The following is a 21680-nucleotide window of genomic DNA, read 5'->3' as shown; positions in this document are numbered from 1 at the left end:
GCGAGCAGCGAGCTTAACGCGGGCAGGGCCTGCCTGCAGGCTGTTTACCAGTGCAGGTAGAACATGGCCTTGGCCAGCAGCACGATGGCCAGCACGTGGCAGAACACGCTCAGGTGCAGACGGTGCGAGCGGCGCCCGCCCGGCACACCGCGCCGGCGCCACCACATGGCCGCCAGGAAATGCCCGAACACGCTGAGCGCCAGCACAATCTTGAGCGCCAGCAGCAGGCCGAAGCTGCTGGCCAGCGGAGCGGCAAAGGCGGCAGCCAATGCCGCGCGGTGCTGCCAGGCCAGCCCCAGCCCCGCGCCGTACAGCACCACCAGCACCCAGGGCATGACGGCGACCGCGCGGTCACCCAGCGCCTGCTCGGTGGCGCGCGCCACGGCAGCGGGCAGGTGGCGGCGCGCCCCGGCCAGCAGCACGACTTCGAAGAACACCGTGCCTGCAAAGGCAATGGCCGCCAGCAGGTGCAGGGTCAGCAGCAGTCCGTAGCTCATGCGCGGCTCCTGTGCGGCAGGGGCAGGGAGGCGGGAGCCGGCAGCAGATCGGCCAGCGTGAAGCCGTCCAGATGGGCCATGAAGCTGTCCAGCGCCCCGCCCAGCACGCCGGCCAGCCGGCAGTCCTGCGCAAGCGTGCAGGCCGGCGGGCTGGTGCCCGTGAAGCATTCGACGATGGCAAGGTCCGGCTCCATGCCGCGCACCACGTCGCCCAGGCCGATGTCGGCCGGCGCATGGGCCAGGCGCATGCCGCCGCCCTTGCCGCGCACGGTGACGATCCAGCCGCGCAGCGCCAACTGGTGCGTGACCTTCATGAGGTGGGCCTCGGAGATGGCATGGGCCTGGGCGATCTCGGCAATCGTGCACAGCCGCCCGGGGTGGCGCGCCACATGCATGAGCAGGCGCAGCGCGTAGTCGGTCATCAGGGTCAGGCGCATGGCAGGCCTGCGATCATGCCTGCCGGTCGGCACGCGGGCGCACCAGCAGCGGGGCGAAACGCCACAGGTACGGCGGCCGCAATCCCAGCTCCAGGAAAGCCTTCCATTGCGGTGCCGGCTCCCGGGTTCGCAGGGGTTCCTCCAGTTCCAGCCATTGCGCCATGATGTCCACTCCTTCCGGCCCGCCGTGCGCCTGCATAAGATTCATTCAGCGTACATCTTCAGGCGCGCGGGCGGGGCCGCTGCGGCACCACCTTCTGACCCACATCAAGCAGGAGCCAAGCATGGCACTCGAACACGCAAAGCCACTGGAGGTCATCGCCCTGCACGCCCGCGACGGCATGCCCATCAGCACCAGCCTGATCCGAACGCCGAAGCTGCAACTGCTGCGCCTGGTGCTGCCACCGGGCCATGCCCTGCCCAGCCATCAGGTCCCCGGCGAGGCCACCATCCACTGCCTGGCGGGCGAGGCCGGCATTGCCACGCGCCTGGCAAGCCTGCGGCTGGTGGCCGGCTCGGTGGTGCTGGTGCCTGCCGGCGAGCTGCACGATGTGCACGCGCGCGGCGACCAGGGCTGCGTGCTGTTGGTGACGATTGCGGGCGCGAACGACTGAAGGCGGCCGCAGCCGGCGCACAGGCAGGATCACGCATTGCCTGAGGCACAAAGAAAAACGGACCGCTTCTTGCGAAGCAGTCCGTAATTTTTTACTGAATTTGGTGGCCTGGGACGGAATCGAACCGCCGACACAAGGATTTTCAATCCTCTGCTCTACCGACTGAGCTACCGGGCCGAGAACTAGATTATATGCAGGATTTTTTGACCCAAAAACGAAAAAGCCAAAATTCCTTCAAAAAGTCTATCCGCGCTTGTTGCGGCCCAGGTCCACGCCCAGCTGGCGCAGCTTGCGGTACAGGTGGGTGCGCTCCAGGCCGGTCTTCTCGGCCACGCGTGTCATGGAGCCGCCTTCGCGTGCCAGGTGGAATTCGAAGTAGGCCTTCTCGAAACCGTCGCGCGCCTCGCGCAGCGGGCGGTCCAGGTCGAACCCCTGGTGTGCATGCGGCACGTTGTTGTCCACCGGCACGCGGCTGGCCGCAGGCGTGACCACGGCCGCAGTGTCCGGCTCGACCACCGCCACGGGCGCTGCAGCCGGTGCCTGGCTGGCGGCGTTGCGCGCCAGGCCCTGCTCCACGGCCTTGAGCAGCTTTTGCATGGTGATGGGTTTTTCGAGAAAGGACAGCGCACCGATGCGCGTGGCCTCCACGGCCGTCTCGATGGTGGCGTGGCCGCTCATCATGATCACGGGCATGGTCAGCAGACCTGCCGAGGCCCATTCCTTGAGCAGCGATACGCCATCGGTGTCGGGCATCCAGATGTCGAGAAGCACGAGGTCGTAGGTGTTGGAGGCGCGCGCCGAGCGTGCCTGACCGGCGTTCTCGGCCACGTCCACACTATGACCTTCGTCGTTGAGGATTTCCGACAACAAATCCCGGATCCCCAGTTCGTCGTCGACCACCAGTATGTTTGCCATGTGTCTTAAGCCTATGTGCTGAGGCGCGGGGGGCGTCAGGCCTATCCCGTACGCTCAGGCGCAAATGATAGCGACACTTGCGCACCTTGAATCACCCCGTCGTCTTCCCTGTTGCCCAGGTCGATGCGGGCGCCATGCTCGTCTGCGATTTTCTTGACCACGGCCAGGCCCAGGCCGGTGCCTCGCACCTTGGTCGTGACGTAGGGCTCGAAGGCCCGTTGAAGGATGTTGGCGGCGAAGCCCGTGCCGCTGTCACTGATGCTCAGGCGCACGCGGCGCGCGGACTCGTTCCAGCGCGTCTCTATGGTCACGGGGCCGGGGGGCTGGCCGCTTTCCTGCGCGCGCTGGGCCGTGGCGTCCTGGGCATTCTGCAAAAGATTGTGAATGACCTGGCGCAGCTGCTGGCCATCGCCGGAAATCGGCGGGCATTGCGGGTCCAGCACGCAGTCCACGCGCACTTCGGCGTTCTCTTCCCCATACAGCTGGAGCACATCGGTGACCAGCGCGTTGAGGTCCAGCGACTGCAGGTTGGCGGCGGGAAGGCGCGCGTAGTCGCGGAATTCATCGACCAGGCGCTTCATGGCGCCGACCTGATCGACGATGGTCTTGACGGACTTGGCCAGCAGCGCCTGCTCTGCTGGCTGCAGCTTGTCGGTCAGCCGCATGGCCATGCGCTCGGCCGACAGCTGGATGGGCGTGAGCGGGTTCTTGATCTCGTGGGCCACGCGGCGCGCCACCTCGCCCCAGGCCTGGGCACGCTGGGCCGAGACGATTTCCGAGATGTCGTCGAAGACCAGCAGGCGCTGCGCATCGGGCAGTTCCGCACCGCGCATGACCAGGGTGGTGGTGTGCTGGATGACGCCGCCATCGGTGGAGGCATGCAGCTCATGCACCAGTTGCCAGCGATCGCGCCCCTGCTCGCCCAGGAAGAGCGCGAACTGCTCCTGCACGACTTCGCCGAACTGCTCCAGCCCCGGCACCTGGGACAGCAGCCGGCCTTCATGGACGGCCATGGGCGCGCGCAATATGCGCGTGGCGCCGGGATTGCTCAGCACGATGGCGCCCCGCGCGTCCAGCACGATGACGCCCGAGGTGAGGTTGTCGAGGATGGTCTGCAGGTTGCCGCGTGCGGCATCGAGCTGGCCCATGCTGCGGTTGGCTTCGGCGCGGGCGTCGGCCAGTTGCTGGGTCATGAGCGCAAAGGAGCGCGTGAGCCCGCCGATCTCGTCGCGCGTCTGCAGCGCCGGCTTGGGCCGCAGGTCGCCGCGCGCCACGTCGCGCATGCCCTGGGCCAGCAGCAGCAGCGGCCGGGCCAGCTGGTTGCCCAGCACGATGGCCAGCACCACGGCGCCGAAGACGGCCAGGAACAGGCTGAGCGTGAGCGTGCCTATGTACATGCGCTGCAGGCCACCGCGTGCCAGCGCGCGCTCCTGGTATTCGCGGTTGGCTGCCTGCACGGCCAGGGCATTGGTCACCAGGGCCTGCGGCAGTGCAATGGTGGCCTGCAGGTAGCGCGGCTCGGTCAGCAGGCCCACGCTCGGGTTGGGCACCAGGGCCAGGGTGCGGACCTGGGCCCCGGGCGCGGTGGCGCCGGGCTGGGCCATGCCGTCGTCGTCCAGGCCTTCGATGCTGGCCACGGCGCGCTGCTCGCGCAGCGAGCGCAGCATTTGCGCGCTGGGGCGTTCGGGCTGCAGGTTGAAGCGCGACTGGCCCACGCTGGCGATGGCGCGCAGGCCCGCAAGGTCACCGCTGCGGGTGGTCTGCGTCGGGCCCATGACGGCAAGCTCCGATGCACTCCACAGCACGACATCGGTGGCACCCAACTGGTCGCGCACGCGCTCCAGGATCAGCGCTGCGCCGGCATCGGAGACCTGGGACAGCTGGGCGCCTGCGGTGCGCGTGTTGTTGGCCATGTCATTGGCCACGGTCTCCAGCGTGGCACTGGCCAGGCTCACGCCGGCCGACAGCGCGCCCTCGACCTGCACATCGAACCAGCTTTCGATGGAGCGCGAGACGAACTGGTAGGAGACGATGTAGATCAGCAGGCCCGGCACCAGGCCCACCAGCGTGAAGATGCCGGCCAGCTTGAGCAGCAGGCGGCTGCCGAAGCGCCCGCGCTGCAGCCGGATGGCCAGGCGGATGCCGCCCCAGGCCAGGATGGCCAGCAGCAGGCCGGCCACGACCACGTTGGCGGCGAACAGCCAGTTGTAGTTGCGCTCGTAGTCCAGGCGGTTGTTGGTGGCCAGGGTGAGCAGGAACAGCAGCAGCACCCCGACCAGGCCCATGAGGCCGGCGCCCACGCCCACGGCCCAGCGCGTGCCGCGCGACAGGCCGGCCGAGGCCGGCAGGGCCACGCGTTCGTCGTCGGCCGAGGCCCTGCTCATGGCGCGTCTTCCAGCATCTGGGTGCGCGACAGCTGCAGGTTCCAGCCCGAGCGGCCCAGCGCGCCGATCTGCAGCGGCCTGGGCAGCTGGGACAGGTCGATGCGAAAGCGCAGTTGCACCGATACGCCCGATTGCGTGGGCGCCGTGTCCATGATCTTCCAGCGCGAGATGCGCTGCATGGAGGCCAGCGCATCGTCCAGGCTTTCGAAGGTCTGGCCCAGCGCCAGCCCCAGGCCGCTGCTGGAGAACGGGGTGCTGGAGATGTGCAGGCGCCAGCGGCGCGTCAGCGGCTGGTGGCTGAGGCGGTAGTGGCGGCTGGCGGTGGCCAGTTGCTGATCGGACCAGTACCAGCGCTCGCGCTGGATCTGGGCATCGGCCACGAAGTACATGGGGATGCCCTGGCGCAGCGCATCGTCGATCTGGTAGGGCAGCTCGAAATGGAGGGTGGCCGACAGCAGCAGGCCGTCGTCGGAGCGATCGAGCTGCATGGGGCCGATCTCGGCCGTCAGGGCATCGGCCCTGGCCTGCAGGCTCAGGCCCGCCAGCACGCCGGCCAGCAAAAGCGCCCCGGCCAGCCGCGCCAGCAGGCGCAGCCAGGCTGGCGACCAGGCCCGATGGGGGGGGTCAGCGCGTCTTTTGCAGCAAGGCGTAGAAGAAACCGTCGTGGTCACCCAAAGCATTGTCAGCCAGCATGCCGGCTTTGTCGGCTTTGCCCGGGATTAAATGCCCCGGTGCCGCCAGGGTTCGCGCCTCACTGTTGCGTGTAACAAACGCTTGAACCTGTGCCTCGCCCTCTTCCCTGAAGACCGAGCAGGTGCAGTAGAGCAGGCGCCCGCCGGGCTGCAGCAGGGGCCACAGGGTGTCGAGCAGGCGCGCCTGGATCTCGGCCAGCTGGCGCACATCGCTTTCGCGGCGCAGCCAGCGCACGTCGGGCTGGCGCCGCACGATGCCCGAGGCCGTGCAGGGTGCGTCCAGCAAGATGGCGTCGAACCGCTGGCCGCCGCATTGCGCATCGAACCACTGGTCGGGCCGGGATGCATCGGCCACCACCACACGGGCCTGCAGGCGCAGCCGCCCCAGCGTGTCCGCGATGCGCGCGGCGCGCTCGGCATCTATCTCCAGCGCCGTGACCTCCAGGGTCTGCGGGGCTGCGTACTCCAGCAGGTGGGCCGTCTTGCCGCCCGGGGCGGCGCAGGCATCGAGCACACGCAGCGCGCGGCCGGCGGGCTGCTCCAGCCCCTGCAGCAGCAGCGGCGCGGCCAGTTGCGCGGCCGCATCCTGCACCGAGGCCAGGCCTTCGTCGAAGCCCGGCAGGGATTGCACCGGCAGGGCCTGCTGCAGTTGCAGGCCGCTGTCGGCCACGGCCAGCGAAGGCACGTCCATGGCCTGCAGCGCTGCCTGGTAGGACTGGCGGTCCGTTTGTTGGCGGTTGACGCGCAGCGTCATCGGCGGCTGTTCATTGTTGGCCTGCAGGATGGCTTGCCAATGATCGGGATGGTCCTTGCGCAAACGGGCGATCCACCAGGCCGGGTGGTTCCAGACGGCCTGCGGCTGGTCGTCGGTGGCGGCGACCAGGGCATCGCGCTCGCGCAGGAAGCGGCGCAGGCAGGCATTGATGAAGCCGGACTGGGCGCGCGTGGGCCCCTGCTTGGCAGCTTCCACCGTCTGGTTGACCAGGGTGAATGGCGGGTACGGTGCCCGGGACTCATCCCAGGCCAGGGCCAGGGCCGTGTTCAGCAATGCGCTGACGCGCGGCGGCGGGTTGCGCGAGGCCAGCTGCTTTTGCAGCGCCTGGGCACGGCCCAACTGGCGCAGTACCTGGAACAGCAGCGCCTGGACGCCGGGGCGCAGCGGCTGCGCCACGCGCGCCAGCACGCTGCGGCTGGACTGGCCTTCAAGCACGGACTGCAGGCATTGGGCGACGGCGTCGAGCTGCTGCCAAAGAGGCGGTGCGGCAGGTGCCTGCGAAGGCGCCGCAGCGCGGCGCGGGGAAGAATGCGTGCGTTGGTTCATGTTCCACTTTCCTGTGCCTTGCTGGCGACAGGCTCGACCAGCAGGCTGCGCACCGGGCGAAAGCCCAGCAGCCAGGCCAGCAGCCTGGCCGGATATTGCGCAATGGCGGCGTTGTAGCGCTCGGCCGCAGCGTTGAATTGCTGCAGTCCCAGGCGGTTGCGCACCTGGTGCTCGGTCCAGCGCTGCTGCCAGGGCTGCAGCGGATCGGGGTCCGGCGATGGGGCATCTGATGGCGCAGCGCCAGTGCCAGCGGCGCCCGCGCCGGTATCAACGGCGACCTTGGTCATGGCCTGCCAGGCCACGTCCAGCGCCGAACAGGCGTGCTCCAGCGAGGCCAGCGCGGTCTCGCGCAGCGGCCGGCCACGGGCATCGACCAGGGCCGCCTGCAGCTGTGCGGCGGTCTGGTGCAGTGCGGCCTGGGCATGCACAAGGGCGGGGCTTTGGCCTTCGGCCTTGGGCTGGGCCTCGAAGGCCTGCAGCATGGCGTGCCATTGGCCCAGGTGGGCATCGAGCACGCCGAACTGCTGCACGCAGCCGCTGCGCAGCCGGGCCAGCCGGTTGTATGCGCCAACGGCCCAGAACACGAGCAGGGCCAGCAGCATCCATTCAAGAGACAAGGACCACATCGTCTGCAATGGCCCGGCCGGAGGCTGGTCCGGCCGAACCCTGGTTATTCCCAAAGAAAAACGCTCCCGCCTGCGCTGGGCAGGCCGGGAGCGTCACGTCACTTCAGGGGCTCGCTTGACGCTCGCCCGAGTGCATCAGTCGGCGGAAGCGTCACCGGCGACAGACACTGCAGCAGTGTCGTCATCGGCCATCACACCGGCCAGTTCGGCCGCTTCGGCGTCGGCGATGGCGCGGCGCTCTGCGTCGTCCATGGCGTCCTTGGCCTTGCGTGCCTGGTGGTAGGCCAGACCCGTACCGGCGGGGATCAGGCGACCGACGATGACGTTTTCCTTCAGGCCACGCAGCTCGTCGCGCTTGCCCATGATGGCAGCCTCGGTGAGCACGCGGGTCGTTTCCTGGAACGACGCGGCGGAGATGAAGGAGTCGGTCGACAGCGAAGCCTTGGTAATACCCAGCAGCACGTTGGAGTACGTGGCAGGGATCTTGCCTTCGCGCTGCAGGGCCTCGTTGGTATTGAGGATTTCCGAACGCTCGACCTGCTCGCCAGCGATGTAGGTCGAATCGCCGGTGTTCTCGACCACGACGCGGCGCAGCATCTGGCGAACGATCACCTCGATGTGCTTGTCATTGATCTTCACACCCTGCAGACGGTAGACGTCCTGCACTTCATCAACGATGTAGCGCGACAGCTCCTCGATGCCCAGCAGGCGCAGGATGTCCTGCGGATCGGCGGGACCGTCGACGATGGACTCGCCCTTGTTGACCACCTGGCCTTCGTGCACCAGGATGTTCTTTTCCTTGGGCACGAGTTCTTCCCAGACCTTGCCATCCAGATCGGTGATCTGCATGCGCACCTTGCCCTTGGTTTCCTTGCCGAAGGAGATGGTGCCGGTCATCTCGGCCAGCGTGCCCTTGTCCTTGGGCGTACGGGCTTCGAACAGCTCGGCCACGCGGGGCAGACCGCCGGTAATGTCGCGGGTCTTCTGGCCTTCGACAGGGATACGGGCCAGCACTTCGCCGGGGCCCACGTCCTGGCCGTCGCGCACCTGGATCAGAGCGCCGACCTGGAAGCCGATCGTCACCGAGTGGTCGGTGCCAGGGATCTTGACTTCCTGGTTGTTGGCATCGATCAGCTTGACCTGAGGACGCACGACCTTGGCAGAGCCACGGCGCTTGGGATCGATCACCACCAGCGTGGACAGGCCGGTCACTTCATCGACCTGCTTGGCCACGGTCAGGCCCTCTTCCACATTCTCGAAGCGCACCTGGCCGGCGTACTCGGTAATGATGGGTCGGGTCAGCGGATCCCAGTTGGCCAGGATCAGACCGGCCTTGACCTGCTGGTCAGGCCTGACGGTCAGCACGGCACCGTAAGGCACCTTGTGGCGCTCACGCTCGCGGCCGTTGTCGCTGATGACGATTTCGCCCGAACGCGAAATCACGACCAGCTCACCCTTGGTGTTGCTGACGTAGCGCATCGTGCTGTTGAAGCTGATGGAGCCGTTGGACTTGGCTTCCACGCTCGAGGCGATGGCAGCGCGCGAAGCGGCACCACCGATGTGGAAGGTACGCATGGTCAGCTGCGTGCCGGGCTCGCCGATGGACTGGGCGGCGATCACACCCACGGCTTCGCCGAGGTTGATCAGGCCGCCGCGGCCCAGGTCGCGGCCGTAGCACTTGGCGCACAGGCCGTAGCGGGTTTCGCAGGTCAGCGCGGTGCGGACCTTGATCTCGTCCACGCCCTGCAACTCGAGTTCATCGATCCCGTCTTCGTTGAGCAGCGTGCCTGCGGGCAGCAGGACGGCCAGCGTCTCGGGATGCACGACATCCTCGGCCGTGGTACGGCCCAGCACGCGGTCGCGCAGCGATTCGATCACTTCACCGCCTTCGACGATGGCGCGCATCAGTGCGCCATTGGTCGTGCCGCAATCGTCTTCGTTGACCACCAGATCCTGCGTCACGTCCACCAGACGACGCGTCAGGTAGCCGGAGTTGGCCGTCTTCAACGCCGTGTCGGCCAGACCCTTTCGGGCGCCGTGGGTGGAGATGAAGTACTGCAGAACGTTCAGGCCTTCACGGAAGTTCGCCGTAATGGGCGTCTCGATGATGGAGCCGTCAGGCTTGGCCATCAGGCCACGCATGCCGGCCAGCTGGCGGATCTGCGCGGCCGAGCCGCGGGCACCGGAGTCGGCCATCATGTAAATGGCGTTGAACGATTCCTGCTCGACTTCGTTGCCGTGGCGGTCGATGACCTTTTCCTTGGCAAGCTGGGCCATCATGACCTTGGAGACTTCGTCGCCGGCCTTGCCCCAGATGTCCACCACCTTGTTGTAGCGCTCGCCAGCGGTCACGAGACCGGAGACGTACTGCTGTTCGATCTCCTTCACCTCGGCTTCGGCACGGCCGATGATCTCGGCCTTTTGCGGCGGCACCAGCATGTCGCCGATGGCGATCGAGATACCGGCGTGTGTGGACAGGCGGAAGCCGTTTTGCAGCAGCTTGTCGGCAAACACCACCGTGGCCTTGAGACCGCACTTGCGGAACGAGGCGTTGATGAGCTTGGAGATTTCCTTCTTCTTGAGCGCCTTGTTCATGTGGCTGAACGGCAGGCCCTTGGGAAGGATCTCGGACATCAGGGCGCGGCCCACGGTGGTTTCCACCAGGCTGGTCGAAGGCTCGAACTCGCCGGAGTCCTTGTTCTTGGTCCACTCGGTCAGACGCACGCTGATCTTGGCGGCCAGTTCGACCTGGTCGGAGTCCAGCGCGCGCTGCACTTCACCGATGTCGGCGAAGATCATGCCTTCGCCCTTGCCGTTGATGCGCTCGCGCGTTGCGTGGTACAGACCCAGCACCACGTCCTGCGAAGGAACGATGGAGGGCTCGCCCGATGCGGGGAACAGCACGTTGTTGGAGGCCAGCATCAGCGTGCGGGCTTCCATCTGTGCTTCCACCGACAGCGGAACGTGGACAGCCATCTGGTCACCGTCGAAGTCGGCGTTGAAGGCCGCGCAGACGAGCGGGTGCAGCTGGATGGCCTTGCCTTCGATCAGGATGGGCTCGAAGGCCTGGATGCCCAGTCGGTGCAGCGTGGGAGCACGGTTCAGCATGACCGGGTGCTCCTTGATGACCTCTTCGAGGATGTCCCACACCACGGGCGTGCCGGATTCGACTTCCTTCTTCGCCGCCTTGATGGTGGTGGCGATGCCGCGCTGCTCGAGCTGCGCGAAGATGAAGGGCTTGAACAGTTCCAGCGCCATCAGCTTGGGCAGACCGCACTGGTGCAGCTTGAGGTACGGACCCACCGTGATCACGGAACGGCCCGAATAGTCCACGCGCTTGCCCAGCAAGTTCTGGCGGAAACGACCGCTCTTGCCCTTGATCATGTCGGCCAGCGACTTCAGGGCACGCTTGTTGGCGCCCGTCATGGCCTTGCCACGGCGGCCGTTGTCCAGCAGCGAGTCCACCGCTTCCTGCAGCATGCGCTTTTCGTTGCGCGCGATGATTTCCGGAGCCTTCAGCTCCAGCAGGCGGCGCAGACGCGAGTTGCGGTTGATGACGCGGCGATACAGGTCGTTCAGGTCGGACGTTGCGAAGCGGCCGCCGTCCAGCGGCACCAGCGGACGCAGGTCCGGGGGCAGCACGGGCAGCACTTCCATGACCATCCAGCCCGGCTTGATGCCGGACTTCTTGAACGCTTCCAGCAGCTTCAGGCGCTTGGCGTTCTTCTTGACCTTGACTTCGGAGCCGGTCAGATCGCCGCGCAGGCGCTCTGTCTCGACATCGATGTCGATGCCTTCGAGCAGATCCTTGATGCCTTCGGCGCCCATCTTGGCTTCGAACTCGTCACCGTATTCGGTGCGCTTGGCCTCGTAATCGTCCTCGGTCATGATGCTGAACTTCTTCAGCGGGGTCATGCCGGGGTCGGTCACCACGTAGGCTTCGAAGTACAGCACGCGCTCGATATCGCGCAGCGTCATGTCGAGCACCAGGCCCAGACGCGACGGCAGCGACTTCAGGAACCAGATGTGGGCGCAGGGCGCAGCCAGGTCGATGTGGCCCATGCGCTCGCGGCGCACCTTGGTCTGGGTCACTTCGACGCCGCACTTCTCGCAGATCACACCGCGGTGCTTGAGGCGCTTGTACTTGCCGCACAGGCACTCGTAGTCCTTGATGGGGCCAAAGATCTTGGCGCAGAACAGACCATCGCGCTCGGGCTTGAACGTGCGGTAGTTGATGGTCTCGGGCTTCTTCACCTCGCCGAAGGACCAGGAACGGATCTTCTCGGGAGAAGCCAGACCGATCTTGATGGCATCGAAATGCTCATCAGGCGTGAATTGCTTGAACAGGTCGAGTAGAGATTTCATAAGACTCTTTCCCTTTTCAATATTTAAGAACGCTCAAGCTCGATGTCGAGGCCCAGGGAGCGGATTTCCTTGACCAGCACGTTGAACGACTCGGGCATGCCTGCCTCGATGGCGTGCTCGCCCTTGACGATGGATTCGTACACCTTGGTACGGCCCACCACGTCGTCGGACTTCACGGTCAGCATTTCCTGCAGCACATAGGCGGCGCCGTAAGCTTCCAGCGCCCACACTTCCATTTCCCCGAAACGCTGGCCACCGAACTGGGCCTTGCCGCCCAGCGGCTGCTGCGTCACCAGAGAGTACGGACCCGTGGAGCGGGCGTGCATCTTGTCGTCGACCAAGTGGTGCAGCTTCAGGTAGTGCATGTAGCCGATGGTGGTCGGACGCTCGAAGCGGTCACCGGTGCGGCCGTCATACAGGTAGGCCTGCGTGCGCGACTCGGTCAGCCCCTTGCGCTGGGCCAGCTCCTCCGGATATGCCAGATGCAGCATGTCCTGGATTTCCTGCTCGGACGCACCATCGAACACCGGCGTGGCAAACGGCACGCCCGTGGTCAGCGCCTGCGCCATGGACACGATCTCCTTGTCGTCGAGCTGCGTCAGGTCTTCCTTGCGGCCGCGCGAGTTGTAGATCTCTTCCATGAAGGTGCGGATCTCGGCGGCGCGGGCTTCCTGCTGCAGCATGTCGCCGATGCGCTGGCCCAGGCCCTTGCCGGCCCAGCCCAGATGCACTTCCAGCACCTGGCCGATGTTCATACGCGAAGGCACGCCCAGCGGGTTCAGCACGATGTCGGCAGTGGAGCCGTCGGCCATGTAGGGCATGTCCTCGACCGGAACGATCTTGGAAACCACACCCTTGTTGCCGTGGCGGCCGGCCATCTTGTCGCCGGGTTGCAGGCGGCGCTTGACGGCCAGGTAGACCTTGACCATCTTGAGCACGCCAGCGGGCAGCTCGTCGCCCTGGGTGAGCTTCTTGCGCTTTTCTTCAAAAGCCAGGTCGAAGCTGTGGCGCGTCTGCTCCAGCGAGTTCTTGATGGACTCGAGCTGGGTGGCGACTTCGTCCTCTGCAGGACGGATGTCGAACCAGTGGAACTTCTCCACGCCATCCAGGTAGGCCTTGTCGATCTTGGCGCCCTTGGCCAGCTTCTGCGGGCCGCCGTTGGCCACGCGGCCATTGAGCAGCTTTTCGATACGGTCGAAGGCGTCGGCCTCGACGATGCGCAGCTGGTCGTTCAGGTCCAGGCGGTAGCGCTTGAGTTCATCGTCGATGATCTGCTGGGCGCGCTTGTCACGCTGGATGCCTTCACGGGTGAAGACCTGCACGTCGATCACGGTGCCTTGCGAGCCCTGGTCCACGCGCAGCGAGGTGTCCTTCACGTCGGAAGCCTTCTCGCCGAAGATGGCGCGCAGCAGCTTCTCTTCAGGCGTCAGCGTGGTCTCGCCCTTGGGCGTGACCTTGCCGACCAGCACATCGCCGGGCTGCACTTCCGCACCCACGTAGATGATGCCGGACTCGTCCAGACGGTTGAGCTGCTGCTCGGACAGGTTCGGGATGTCGCGCGTGATTTCCTCGGCACCGAGCTTGGTGTCGCGGGCCATCACCACGAGTTCTTCGATGTGGATCGAGGTGTAGCGGTCTTCGGCCACCACGCGCTCGTTGATCAGGATCGAATCCTCGAAGTTGTAGCCGTTCCAGGGCATGAAGGCGATCAGCATGTTCTGACCGATGGCGATTTCGCCCAGGTCGGTCGATGCGCCGTCGGCCACCACGTCACCCTTGGCCAGCTTGTCGCCACGCTTGACGATGGGACGCTGGTGGATGTTGGTGTTCTGGTTGGAACGCTGGTACTTGATGAGGTTGTAGATGTCCACGCCGACTTCGCCGGCCACGGCTTCCGCATCGTTCACGCGGACCACGATGCGCGTTGCATCGACATAGTCCACGATACCGCCGCGGGTTGCCGTCACCACGGTGCCGGAGTCCACTGCCGCCACGCGCTCGATGCCCGTGCCCACCATGGGCTTTTCGGGACGCAGCACAGGCACGGCCTGACGCGACATGTTGGCGCCCATCAATGCGCGGTTCGCGTCATCGTGTTCCAGGAACGGAATCAGCGAGGCAGCCACCGACACGATCTGTGCGGGCGACACGTCCATGTACTGAACGCGCTCGGCAGACACCAGGGTCGAATCACCCTTTTCGCGCGCCGACACCAGGTCGCCGATCAGGCGGCCTTCGGCATCCAGCTCGGCGTTGGCCTGGGCGATGATGTACTTGCCTTCCTCGATGGCCGACAGGTAGTCGATCTCCATCGTGACCTTGCCGTCGGCCACCCGGCGGTACGGCGTCTCGATGAAGCCGTACTCGTTCAGGCGGGCGTACAGGGCCAGCGAGTTGATCAGGCCGATGTTCGGGCCTTCAGGCGTTTCGATAGGGCAGACGCGGCCGTAGTGGGTCACGTGCACGTCGCGCACTTCGAAGCCTGCACGCTCGCGGGTCAGACCGCCCGGGCCCAGGGCCGAGACGCGACGCTTGTGCGTGATTTCGGCCAGAGGGTTGGTCTGGTCCATGAACTGCGACAGCTGCGACGCACCGAAGAATTCCTTCAGGGCGGCCGAAATCGGCTTGCTGTTGATCAGGTCATGGGGCATCAGCGGCTCTTGCTCGGCCTGGCCCAGACGCTCCTTCACGGCCTTCTCGATACGTGCCAGGCCGGTGCGGTACTGGTTTTCGGCCAGTTCGCCCACGCAACGCACGCGGCGGTTGCCCAGGTGGTCGATATCGTCGACTTCACCCTTGCCGTTGCGCAGATCCACCAGGATCTTGACCACGGCCAGGATGTCCTCGTTGGACAGCACCATGGGGCCGGTGGCGCCATCGCGGCCGACCTTGGCGTTGAACTTCATCCGGCCCACGCGCGACAGGTCGTAGGTGTCGGGGTTGTAGAACAGGCGCTGGAACAGGGCCTGCACGGCGTCTTCGGTCGGCGGCTCGCCGGGGCGCATCATGCGGTAGATGGCCACGCGTGCAGCGAACTCATCCACGGTTTCGTCGGTGCGCAGGGTCTGCGAGATGTAGGCGCCCTGGTCCAGCTCATTCGTGTAGATGCACTGCAGATCCTGGATGCCGGCGCTGCGCAGCTTCTTGAGCAGGGACTCGGTCAGCTCTTCATTGGCCTTGGCGATGATCTCGCCCGTGTCCGGATCGACGATGTTCTTGGCGACCACGCGGCCGATCAGGAAATCTTCGGGGACGCTGATGAACTTGGTGCCCGACTGCTCCAGCTCACGCGTGTGGCGAGCGGTGACGCGCTTGTCCTTGGCGACCACGACCTTGCCCGACTTGTCGGTGATGTCGAAGCGCGCGACTTCGCCGCGCAGGCGCTCGGAGACGAACTCCATCTGCGCGCCCGAATCCATGAGGCGGAAGTTGTCGTTGACGAAGAAGTTGGCCAGGATCGATTCCGGCGTCAGGCCGATGGCCTTCAGCAGAATGGACACGGGCATCTTGCGGCGACGGTCGACGCGGAAGAACAGCAGGTCCTTGGGGTCGAACTCGAAGTCCAGCCACGAGCCGCGGTAAGGAATGATGCGTGCCGAGAACAGCAGCTTGCCCGAGCTGTGGGTCTTGCCCTTGTCGTGCTCGAAGAACACGCCAGGCGAGCGGTGCAGCTGCGAGACGATGACACGCTCGGTGCCGTTGATGATGAACGAGCCCTTTTCGGTCATCAGGGGCACTTCGCCCATGTAGACCTCTTGCTCCTTGACTTCCTTGACCACCTTGGACTGCGAGGTCGAAGACTCACGGTCATAGATGATCAACTGGACCTTGGCGCGCACGGCGGAGGCGAACGTCAGACCACGGGTCTGGCACTCGCGCACATCGAAAGCAGGCTTGGCGAGGTTGTACTCGACGAACTTCATCTCCACAAAACCGTTGTGGGAGACGATGGGGAAGGCGGAGTTGAAGGCCGCTTGCAGGCCTTCGATGGTGCGTTTTTTGGGGGCTACATCTGACTGCAAGAATGCGGTATATGCATCTTTTTGCATCTGCAGCAGGTAAGGCACTTCGAGCACGCTGTCGCGGCTCCCGAAGCTTTTGCGGATTCGCTTGCGTTCGGTGTAAGAATAGGCCATGAGATCTCCGGGCAAAGACATGAGTCCTGGGTCTGCGACGACTGCCCCACATGGAAAGCTCCCTGCGGGCTTGGCGGTTGGCCACTACCAACCATGGCTGACGGCGATGCGTTGCACATCGCCCGAACCAAGGCATCTTCTGCTGTCGGGTTGTCAGAAGACACTAAAAAACAGACTGTGCTGACTGCTTTTTAGTGTGCTCTATGGATCAGCGCTCCACAAGCGCCAAAGGCTGGAGGCCCTTTTTCGGAGCCTCCAGCCCTTGAGGGGACTGAATTACTTCAGTTCAGCCTTGGCACCGGCTTCCACCAGCTTCTTCACAGCGGCTTCAGCGTCAGCCTTGGCAACGCCTTCCTTGACGTTCTTGGGAGCGCCGTCGACCAGGTCCTTGGCTTCCTTCAGACCCAGGCCGGTGATTTCACGCACGGCCTTGATGACGGAAACCTTGTTCGCGCCGGCTTCTGTCAGCACAACGTTGAACTCGGTCTTTTCTTCTGCAGCAGCAGCGCCGCCAGCAGCGCCGCCAGCAGCGGGAGCAGCCATAGCGGCAGCGCTCACGCCAAACTTCTCTTCAATGGCCTTCACCAGGTCATTGAGTTCCAGGACCGTCATGCCGTCGAGCGCGGTCAGAAATGCGTCTTTATCGAATGCCATTTTGATTTCCTAACAATATTGGTTAACTGCCGCGCGCTCAGGCTGCGACTGCTTCGGCTGCCGGTTCTTCGGCAGAGCCTTCGCTCTTCTTTGCCGCCAGGGCGCCCAGCACAACGGCCGTACGCGAGATAGGCGACATCAGCAAGCCACACAGTTGTGCCAGCAGAACTTCCTTCGAGGGGATGTTCGCCAGTTGCTTCACACCGTTCACGTCCAGGGCCTTGCCTGCAAACGCACCACCGCGGATCACCAGCTTGTCGTTGGTTTTCGCGAAGTCGGCCACCACCTTGGCGGCGGCCACTGCGTCTTCAGAGAAGCCATAGATCAGAGGGCCGGTCATCTGGTCGGCGACAACGTCAAACTGGCTGCCAGCCACAGCACGGCGGGCCAGCGTGTTCTTCAACACGCTCAGGCTCACACCCTTGCTGCGAGCATCAGAACGCAGTTTGGTCATGTCGGCGACCGTGATGCCGCGGTATTCCGCGATCACAAGCGTTTGAGCTTTTGCGGCGAGGCTGGTCACTTCATTGATGACCGCTTCTTTCTCACTGCGATTAAGACTCAAGGTCTACTCCTTCAAATGCGCACTCGGGGCAAGCCCCTCATGCGCGCTCTTGTTGCAGCGACCAACTGTTTTGGAAATGCATCCATCTGCAGCGGGATCGCCATCTGCGTTGGCCCCGGGGGTTTAAGTGCCGCAAGGCACACCAACGGTCTTGGATGACCCGGCGCATCGCTGCACCGGCCCACCACTGAGGCACCCCGAAAGGTGTCTCAAGATTTCTTGGCTATCAGGCCGAGATGGTTTGCGTGTCGACGCGAACGCCCACACCCATGGTCGACGAAACAGCGACCTTGCGCAGGTACAGGCCCTTGCTCGAAGCGGGCTTGGACTTGTTCAGGGCGTCGATCAGCGCAGCCAGGTTGCCTTGCAGCTTCTCGTTGTCGAACGAGCGGCGGCCGATGGTGGCATGGATGATGCCGGCCTTGTCGACGCGGTATTGCACCTGACCAGCCTTGGCGTTCTTCACAGCCGTGGCCACATCGGGAGTCACCGTGCCAACCTTGGGGTTGGGCATCAGGCCGCGCGGGCCCAGGATCTGGCCCAGCGTACCGACAACGCGCATGGCGTCGGGGGCAGCGATGACCACGTCGAAGGGCATGTCGCCAGCCTTCACGCGGGCAGCCAGGTCGTCCATGCCGACCACGTCGGCGCCGGCAGCCTTGGCTTCTTCAGCCTTGGCGCCTTGGGCGAACACAGCCACGCGGGCAACCTTGCCGGTGCCATGGGGCAGCACGACAGCGCCGCGAACCACTTGGTCAGACTTCTTGGCGTCCACGCCCAGTTGCACGGCCACGTCGATGGATTCATCGAACTTGGCGGTTGCAGCATCCTTCACCAGCGCGACTGCGTCAGCGAAAGCGTACAGCTTGGTGGACTCCACCTTGCCCTGGAGAGCCTTTTGCTTCTTGGTCAACTTGGCCATTTACACGCCCTCCACAATCACGCCCATCGAGCGAGCCGAACCAGCCAGCGTACGCACGGCGGCGTCCACGTCAGCAGCGTTCATGTCCTTCAGCTTGGTGTTGGCGATCTCTTCCAGCTGAGCGCGGGTGATCTTGCCGACCTTGTTCTTCAGGGGGTTGGAAGAACCCTTGTCCAGCTTGATGGCCTTCTTGATCAGCACAGTCGCCGGAGGCGTCTTGATGATGAAGGTGAAGCTCTTGTCCGCGAAGGCCGTGATGACCACGGGCAGCGGCAGTCCGGGCTCGACACCTTGGGTCTGGGCGTTGAACGCCTTGCAGAATTCCATGATGTTGAGGCCGCGCTGACCCAGCGCAGGACCGATCGGGGGAGAGGGATTGGCCTTACCAGCTGGCACTTGCAGCTTGATGAAGCCGACGATTTTCTTCGCCATTGAATGCTCCTTGCGGGTATAGCGCCGCCGGCCCAACCAGCAACAGTTGCAGCCGACAGCTCCCCGGGGGTTAAAAGACTCTTGTGAGAACGCTCTGCACCAAGCCTAAAAAATGCAGAGCCAGAGATTGTAAGCGGTAACTCAGGTTTTTTCAACCTGGGCAAATTCAAGCTCGACCGGCGTGGAGCGACCGAAGATCATCACGGAGACGCGCAGACGGCTCTTCTCGTAGTTGACTTCTTCGACAGAGCCGTTGAAGTCCGTGAACGGACCTTCCTTGACACGCACCAGCTCGCCGGGCATGAACTCGACCTTGTGACGCGGCTTTTCCGTGCCTTCCTGCATCTGGCTGACGATCTTGCGCACTTCCTCTTCGGAAATCGGCGCAGGACGGTTCTTGGCACCGCCCACGAAACCCGTCACCTTGCTGGTGTGCTTGACCAAGTGCCAGGTGTCGTCGTCCATGACCATCTCGACGAACACGTAGCCAGGGAACAGACGGCGCTCGGTAGTACGGCGCTGGCCATTCTTCATTTCCACCACTTCTTCAGTGGGGACAAGAATGCGACCGAACTTGGACTGCATGTCAGAGCGCGCGATGCGCTCGATGATGTTGCGCTCAACCGCCTTTTCCATGCCGGAATAGGCATGGACGATGTACCAGCGCAGATCCGGATTGGCAGGCGCTGCCCCTCCGTCGTTCACACCCGTTTCGACAGCATCCATTACTTCCTCCAGCCCAAAATCAGGTCGTACAAGACCCACTCAAGCGTCTTGTCCGTGAACCACAGGAACAAGGCCATGATGACGACAAAGCCGAAGACGTACAAGGTCATCTGCATGGTTTCCTTGCGCGTCGGCCAGACGACCTTCTTGACTTCGCGCCAGGCATCCTGGGCAAAGCTCACGAAACGCTTTCCGGGCTCGGAAACAAGGAACGTGCCAGCAGCTGCAGCCAGGCCGACCAGCAACACCAGCCACTGGACGATGGGCCCTTGCTTGCTCAGCAGATAGAAACCTGCGATCGCAGCAACGACTAAAGCCGCGACTGCGGCAAGCTTGGCTTTGTCAGCTCCGGAGCTGACCGTTTCAACCTGAGTAGTGGCCATAATCCATTTCTAATGCGCATCTTTTGCGCAACGCCAAGACACCGAAGCCCGCTTTGGGGCGGGCTCGTTGCGATTCCACCATCAGGTGGCAGGGGCAGTAGGAATCGAACCTACAACCTTCGGTTTTGGAGACCGACGCTCTGCCAATTGAGCTATACCCCTACGAATCAATTAGGCAATGATCTTGGCAACCACGCCAGCGCCCACGGTACGGCCACCTTCGCGGATAGCGAAGCGCAGACCTTCTTCCATGGCGATGGGGGCGATCAGCTTGACGGTGATCGACACGTTGTCGCCAGGCATCACCATTTCCTTGTCGGCGGGCAGCTCGATGGAGCCGGTCACGTCGGTCGTGCGGAAATAGAACTGGGGACGGTAGTTGTTGAAGAACGGAGTGTGGCGACCACCTTCGTCCTTGGACAGCACGTACACCTCAGCCGTGAAGTGGGTGTGGGGCTTGATGGAGCCGGGCTTGCACAGCACTTGGCCGCGTTCCACGTCTTCACGCTTGGTGCCGCGCAGCAGCAGACCCACGTTGTCGCCAGCTTGACCTTGGTCCAGCAGCTTGCGGAACATTTCCACGCCGGTGACGATGGTCTTCTGGGTGTCGCGGATACCGACGATTTCGATTTCTTCGCCGACCTTGATGATGCCGCGCTCGATACGGCCAGTCACCACGGTGCCACGGCCAGAGATCGAGAACACGTCTTCCACGGGCATGGCGAAGGCACCGTCCACAGCGCGCTCGGGCGTGGGGATGTAGGAGTCCAGTGCTTCAGCCAGGCGCAGGATGGCAGCTTCGCCCTTGTCGGACTGGTCGCCTTCCAGGGCCAGCTTGGCCGAGCCGCGGATGATGGGGGTGTCGTCGCCGGGGAAGTCGTACTTGGCAAGCAGCTCGCGCACTTCCATTTCGACCAGTTCCAGCAGCTCTTCGTCGTCCACCATGTCGCACTTGTTCAGGAACACGATGATGTAGGGCACGCCCACCTGACGGGCCAGCAGGATGTGCTCGCGGGTCTGGGGCATGGGGCCGTCAGCGGCCGAGCACACCAGGATGGCGCCGTCCATTTGAGCAGCGCCGGTGATCATGTTCTTGACGTAGTCGGCGTGGCCGGGGCAGTCAACGTGAGCGTAGTGGCGACCGGCCGTTTCGTACTCGACGTGGGCGGTGTTGATCGTGATGCCGCGAGCCTTTTCTTCAGGTGCTGCGTCGATCTGGTCGTAAGCCTTGGCTTCGCCGCCGAACTTCTTGGACAGAACGGTAGCGATAGCAGCCGTCAGGGTCGTCTTGCCGTGGTCCACGTGACCGATGGTGCCAACGTTGACGTGCGGCTTGGTACGCTCGAATTTTGCTTTAGCCATTTTTCCGACTCCGAAAAAAATCTAAATCACTACAACAGGATTTGGCGCAACCCCATCTAGCGAGCGCACCAGAGATAATGGTGCCCATGGGCAGGATCGAACTGCCGACCTCTCCCTTACCAAGGGAGTGCTCTACCACTGAGCCACATGGGCCTTGAGGCTGCCGAAGCAATCTCAAAAAACTTTGCTCGCCAACTGGAGCGGGAGACGGGAATCGAACCCGCGTCATTAGCTTGGAAGGCTAGGGTTCTACCATTGAACTACTCCCGCACAGATTGACTGCACGTCGCCATCTTTTCAGATGACTTCTCTTCTTCACCATTACTGGTGGAGGGGACTGGATTCGAACCAGTGTAGGCGTAAGCCAACAGATTTACAGTCTGCCCCCTTTAGCCACTCGGGCACCCCTCCGAAGAGATTTGAATTCTAGCACCGTTTTTTTCGTCAGAAAAATTTCAGTGCATTTTTTCTCAGGCCACCTGGGCGATCCAAGAAAAATTGTGGTGCGGCTGGCGGGGATCGAACCCACGACCCTTGGCTTCGGAGGCCAATACTCTATCCACTGAGCTACAGCCGCTCAGGGCATCGCTGCCCTGCACAAGCCGAGCATTGTCGCATGACTTTGCCCCGGCACGTCCAAGCCCCCAGG

General features: G+C 64.0%; 18 protein-coding genes and 6 tRNA genes. 1 reads left to right on the top strand and 23 read right to left on the bottom strand.

Features of this window, described 5'->3' with window-relative positions; all coding sequences use genetic code 11:
• Positions 1-44 precede the first annotated feature (44 nt).
• The 3 genes from DACI_RS02640 to DACI_RS02630 are packed head-to-tail and all read right to left on the bottom strand — an operon-like array spanning position 45 to position 1097.
• Positions 45-497 (bottom strand): CopD family copper resistance protein, encoded by a 453-nt coding sequence (locus DACI_RS02640; RefSeq protein ID WP_012202451.1) that lies wholly within the window; start codon positions 495-497, stop codon positions 45-47.
• The gene (locus DACI_RS02635; protein WP_012202450.1) at positions 494-934 is read right to left on the bottom strand and encodes an RrF2 family transcriptional regulator; all 441 of its coding nucleotides are present in this window, start codon (positions 932-934) and stop codon (positions 494-496) included. Before DACI_RS02635 ends, DACI_RS02640 begins: the two co-directional genes overlap by 4 nt.
• Before the next feature lie 13 nt (positions 935-947).
• A complete protein-coding gene (locus DACI_RS02630; protein WP_157059620.1) occupies positions 948-1097 on the bottom strand; it encodes a hypothetical protein in 150 nt (49 codons plus the stop codon).
• Positions 1098-1218: 121 nt separating this feature from the next.
• Here DACI_RS02630 and DACI_RS02625 point away from each other — a divergent pair, with 121 nt between their 5' ends.
• Positions 1219-1548, top strand: a complete 330-nt coding sequence (locus DACI_RS02625) for a cupin domain-containing protein (RefSeq protein ID WP_012202449.1) — start codon at positions 1219-1221, stop codon at positions 1546-1548.
• Between the two features lie 101 nt (positions 1549-1649).
• Here the strand turns inward: DACI_RS02625 and DACI_RS02620 are convergent.
• From DACI_RS02620 to DACI_RS02525, 20 genes are all read right to left on the bottom strand, one after another.
• Positions 1650-1725 (bottom strand) — tRNA-Phe (locus tag DACI_RS02620).
• Positions 1726-1791: 66 nt separating this feature from the next.
• Positions 1792-2463, bottom strand: a complete 672-nt coding sequence (locus DACI_RS02615; RefSeq protein ID WP_012202448.1) for a response regulator — start codon at positions 2461-2463, stop codon at positions 1792-1794.
• A 41-nt stretch (positions 2464-2504) separates the two neighbouring features.
• Positions 2505-4847 carry a sensor histidine kinase gene (locus DACI_RS02610; protein ID WP_012202447.1) on the bottom strand — a complete coding sequence of 781 codons (2343 nt, stop codon included), beginning with the start codon at positions 4845-4847 and terminating at the stop codon, positions 2505-2507.
• Positions 4844-5527 carry a DUF4390 domain-containing protein gene (locus DACI_RS02605; RefSeq protein WP_225971023.1) on the bottom strand — a complete coding sequence of 228 codons (684 nt, stop codon included), beginning with the start codon at positions 5525-5527 and terminating at the stop codon, positions 4844-4846. Before DACI_RS02605 ends, DACI_RS02610 begins: the two co-directional genes overlap by 4 nt.
• On the bottom strand, positions 5472-6860 hold the full coding sequence (gene rsmB, locus DACI_RS02600) for a 16S rRNA (cytosine(967)-C(5))-methyltransferase RsmB (protein ID WP_012202445.1): 1389 nt from the start codon (positions 6858-6860) through the stop codon (positions 5472-5474). The genes DACI_RS02605 and rsmB overlap by 56 nt, the downstream gene beginning before the upstream one ends.
• Complete coding sequence (locus DACI_RS02595; protein ID WP_043780420.1) at positions 6857-7486, bottom strand: LemA family protein; 630 nt, start codon at positions 7484-7486, stop codon at positions 6857-6859. The genes rsmB and DACI_RS02595 overlap by 4 nt, the downstream gene beginning before the upstream one ends.
• A 135-nt stretch (positions 7487-7621) precedes the next feature.
• Complete coding sequence (gene rpoC, locus DACI_RS02590; RefSeq protein WP_012202443.1) at positions 7622-11851, bottom strand: DNA-directed RNA polymerase subunit beta'; 4230 nt, start codon at positions 11849-11851, stop codon at positions 7622-7624.
• A 23-nt stretch (positions 11852-11874) separates the two neighbouring features.
• Positions 11875-15987, bottom strand: a complete 4113-nt coding sequence (gene rpoB, locus DACI_RS02585) for a DNA-directed RNA polymerase subunit beta (RefSeq protein ID WP_012202442.1) — start codon at positions 15985-15987, stop codon at positions 11875-11877.
• Positions 15988-16263: 276 nt separating this feature from the next.
• Complete coding sequence (rplL, locus tag DACI_RS02580) at positions 16264-16641, bottom strand: 50S ribosomal protein L7/L12 (RefSeq protein WP_012202441.1); 378 nt, start codon at positions 16639-16641, stop codon at positions 16264-16266.
• 37 nt (positions 16642-16678) lie between these two features.
• On the bottom strand, positions 16679-17206 hold the full coding sequence (gene rplJ / locus DACI_RS02575) for a 50S ribosomal protein L10 (protein WP_012202440.1): 528 nt from the start codon (positions 17204-17206) through the stop codon (positions 16679-16681).
• Between the two features lie 226 nt (positions 17207-17432).
• Complete coding sequence (rplA, locus tag DACI_RS02570; protein ID WP_012202439.1) at positions 17433-18128, bottom strand: 50S ribosomal protein L1; 696 nt, start codon at positions 18126-18128, stop codon at positions 17433-17435.
• Positions 18129-18560 (bottom strand): 50S ribosomal protein L11, encoded by a 432-nt coding sequence (rplK, locus tag DACI_RS02565; protein ID WP_012202438.1) that lies wholly within the window; start codon positions 18558-18560, stop codon positions 18129-18131.
• A gap of 141 nt (positions 18561-18701) precedes the next feature.
• Entirely contained in the window at positions 18702-19286 is a 585-nt protein-coding gene (gene nusG, locus DACI_RS02560) for a transcription termination/antitermination protein NusG (protein WP_012202437.1), read from the bottom strand.
• A complete protein-coding gene (gene secE / locus DACI_RS02555; protein ID WP_012202436.1) occupies positions 19286-19669 on the bottom strand; it encodes a preprotein translocase subunit SecE in 384 nt (127 codons plus the stop codon). The genes nusG and secE overlap by 1 nt, the downstream gene beginning before the upstream one ends.
• 86 nt (positions 19670-19755) lie before the next feature.
• A tRNA-Trp gene (locus DACI_RS02550) sits at positions 19756-19831 on the bottom strand.
• A gap of 9 nt (positions 19832-19840) precedes the next feature.
• Positions 19841-21031, bottom strand: coding sequence for an elongation factor Tu (gene tuf / locus DACI_RS02545; protein WP_012202435.1), 1191 nt, complete (start codon positions 21029-21031; stop codon positions 19841-19843).
• Between the two features lie 78 nt (positions 21032-21109).
• Positions 21110-21184: transfer RNA gene (locus DACI_RS02540), tRNA-Thr, on the bottom strand.
• Positions 21185-21227: 43 nt separating this feature from the next.
• A tRNA-Gly gene (locus DACI_RS02535) sits at positions 21228-21301 on the bottom strand.
• 55 nt (positions 21302-21356) lie between these two features.
• A tRNA-Tyr gene (locus DACI_RS02530) sits at positions 21357-21442 on the bottom strand.
• Between the two features lie 90 nt (positions 21443-21532).
• Positions 21533-21608, bottom strand: a tRNA-Arg gene (locus DACI_RS02525).
• Between the last annotated feature and the right edge of the window lie 72 nt (positions 21609-21680).

Source organism: Delftia acidovorans SPH-1 (genome assembly GCF_000018665.1).
Lineage (GTDB): Bacteria > Pseudomonadota > Gammaproteobacteria > Burkholderiales > Burkholderiaceae_C > Comamonas > Comamonas acidovorans.
This window is presented reverse-complemented; position numbering and strand designations above follow the sequence as displayed.

Excerpts from the sequence above, each read along its gene's own strand:
- DACI_RS02640 (WP_012202451.1), bottom strand. The coding sequence starts at position 497 with ATGAGCTACGGACTGCTGCTGACCCTGCACCTGCTGGCGGCCATTGCC.
- DACI_RS02635 (WP_012202450.1), bottom strand. The coding sequence starts at position 934 with ATGCGCCTGACCCTGATGACCGACTACGCGCTGCGCCTGCTCATGCAT.
- DACI_RS02630 (WP_157059620.1), bottom strand. The coding sequence starts at position 1,097 with ATGGCGCAATGGCTGGAACTGGAGGAACCCCTGCGAACCCGGGAGCCG.
- DACI_RS02625 (WP_012202449.1), top strand. The coding sequence starts at position 1,219 with ATGGCACTCGAACACGCAAAGCCACTGGAGGTCATCGCCCTGCACGCC.
- DACI_RS02615 (WP_012202448.1), bottom strand. The coding sequence starts at position 2,463 with ATGGCAAACATACTGGTGGTCGACGACGAACTGGGGATCCGGGATTTG.
- DACI_RS02610 (WP_012202447.1), bottom strand. The coding sequence starts at position 4,847 with ATGAGCAGGGCCTCGGCCGACGACGAACGCGTGGCCCTGCCGGCCTCG.
- DACI_RS02605 (WP_225971023.1), bottom strand. The coding sequence starts at position 5,527 with ATGCTTTGGGTGACCACGACGGTTTCTTCTACGCCTTGCTGCAAAAGA.
- rsmB (WP_012202445.1), bottom strand. The coding sequence starts at position 6,860 with ATGAACCAACGCACGCATTCTTCCCCGCGCCGCGCTGCGGCGCCTTCG.
- DACI_RS02595 (WP_043780420.1), bottom strand. The coding sequence starts at position 7,486 with ATGTGGTCCTTGTCTCTTGAATGGATGCTGCTGGCCCTGCTCGTGTTC.
- rpoC (WP_012202443.1), bottom strand. The coding sequence starts at position 11,851 with ATGAAATCTCTACTCGACCTGTTCAAGCAATTCACGCCTGATGAGCAT.
- rpoB (WP_012202442.1), bottom strand. The coding sequence starts at position 15,987 with ATGGCCTATTCTTACACCGAACGCAAGCGAATCCGCAAAAGCTTCGGG.
- rplL (WP_012202441.1), bottom strand. The coding sequence starts at position 16,641 with ATGGCATTCGATAAAGACGCATTTCTGACCGCGCTCGACGGCATGACG.
- rplA (WP_012202439.1), bottom strand. The coding sequence starts at position 18,128 with ATGGCCAAGTTGACCAAGAAGCAAAAGGCTCTCCAGGGCAAGGTGGAG.
- rplK (WP_012202438.1), bottom strand. The coding sequence starts at position 18,560 with ATGGCGAAGAAAATCGTCGGCTTCATCAAGCTGCAAGTGCCAGCTGGT.
- nusG (WP_012202437.1), bottom strand. The coding sequence starts at position 19,286 with ATGGATGCTGTCGAAACGGGTGTGAACGACGGAGGGGCAGCGCCTGCC.
- secE (WP_012202436.1), bottom strand. The coding sequence starts at position 19,669 with ATGGCCACTACTCAGGTTGAAACGGTCAGCTCCGGAGCTGACAAAGCC.
- tuf (WP_012202435.1), bottom strand. The coding sequence starts at position 21,031 with ATGGCTAAAGCAAAATTCGAGCGTACCAAGCCGCACGTCAACGTTGGC.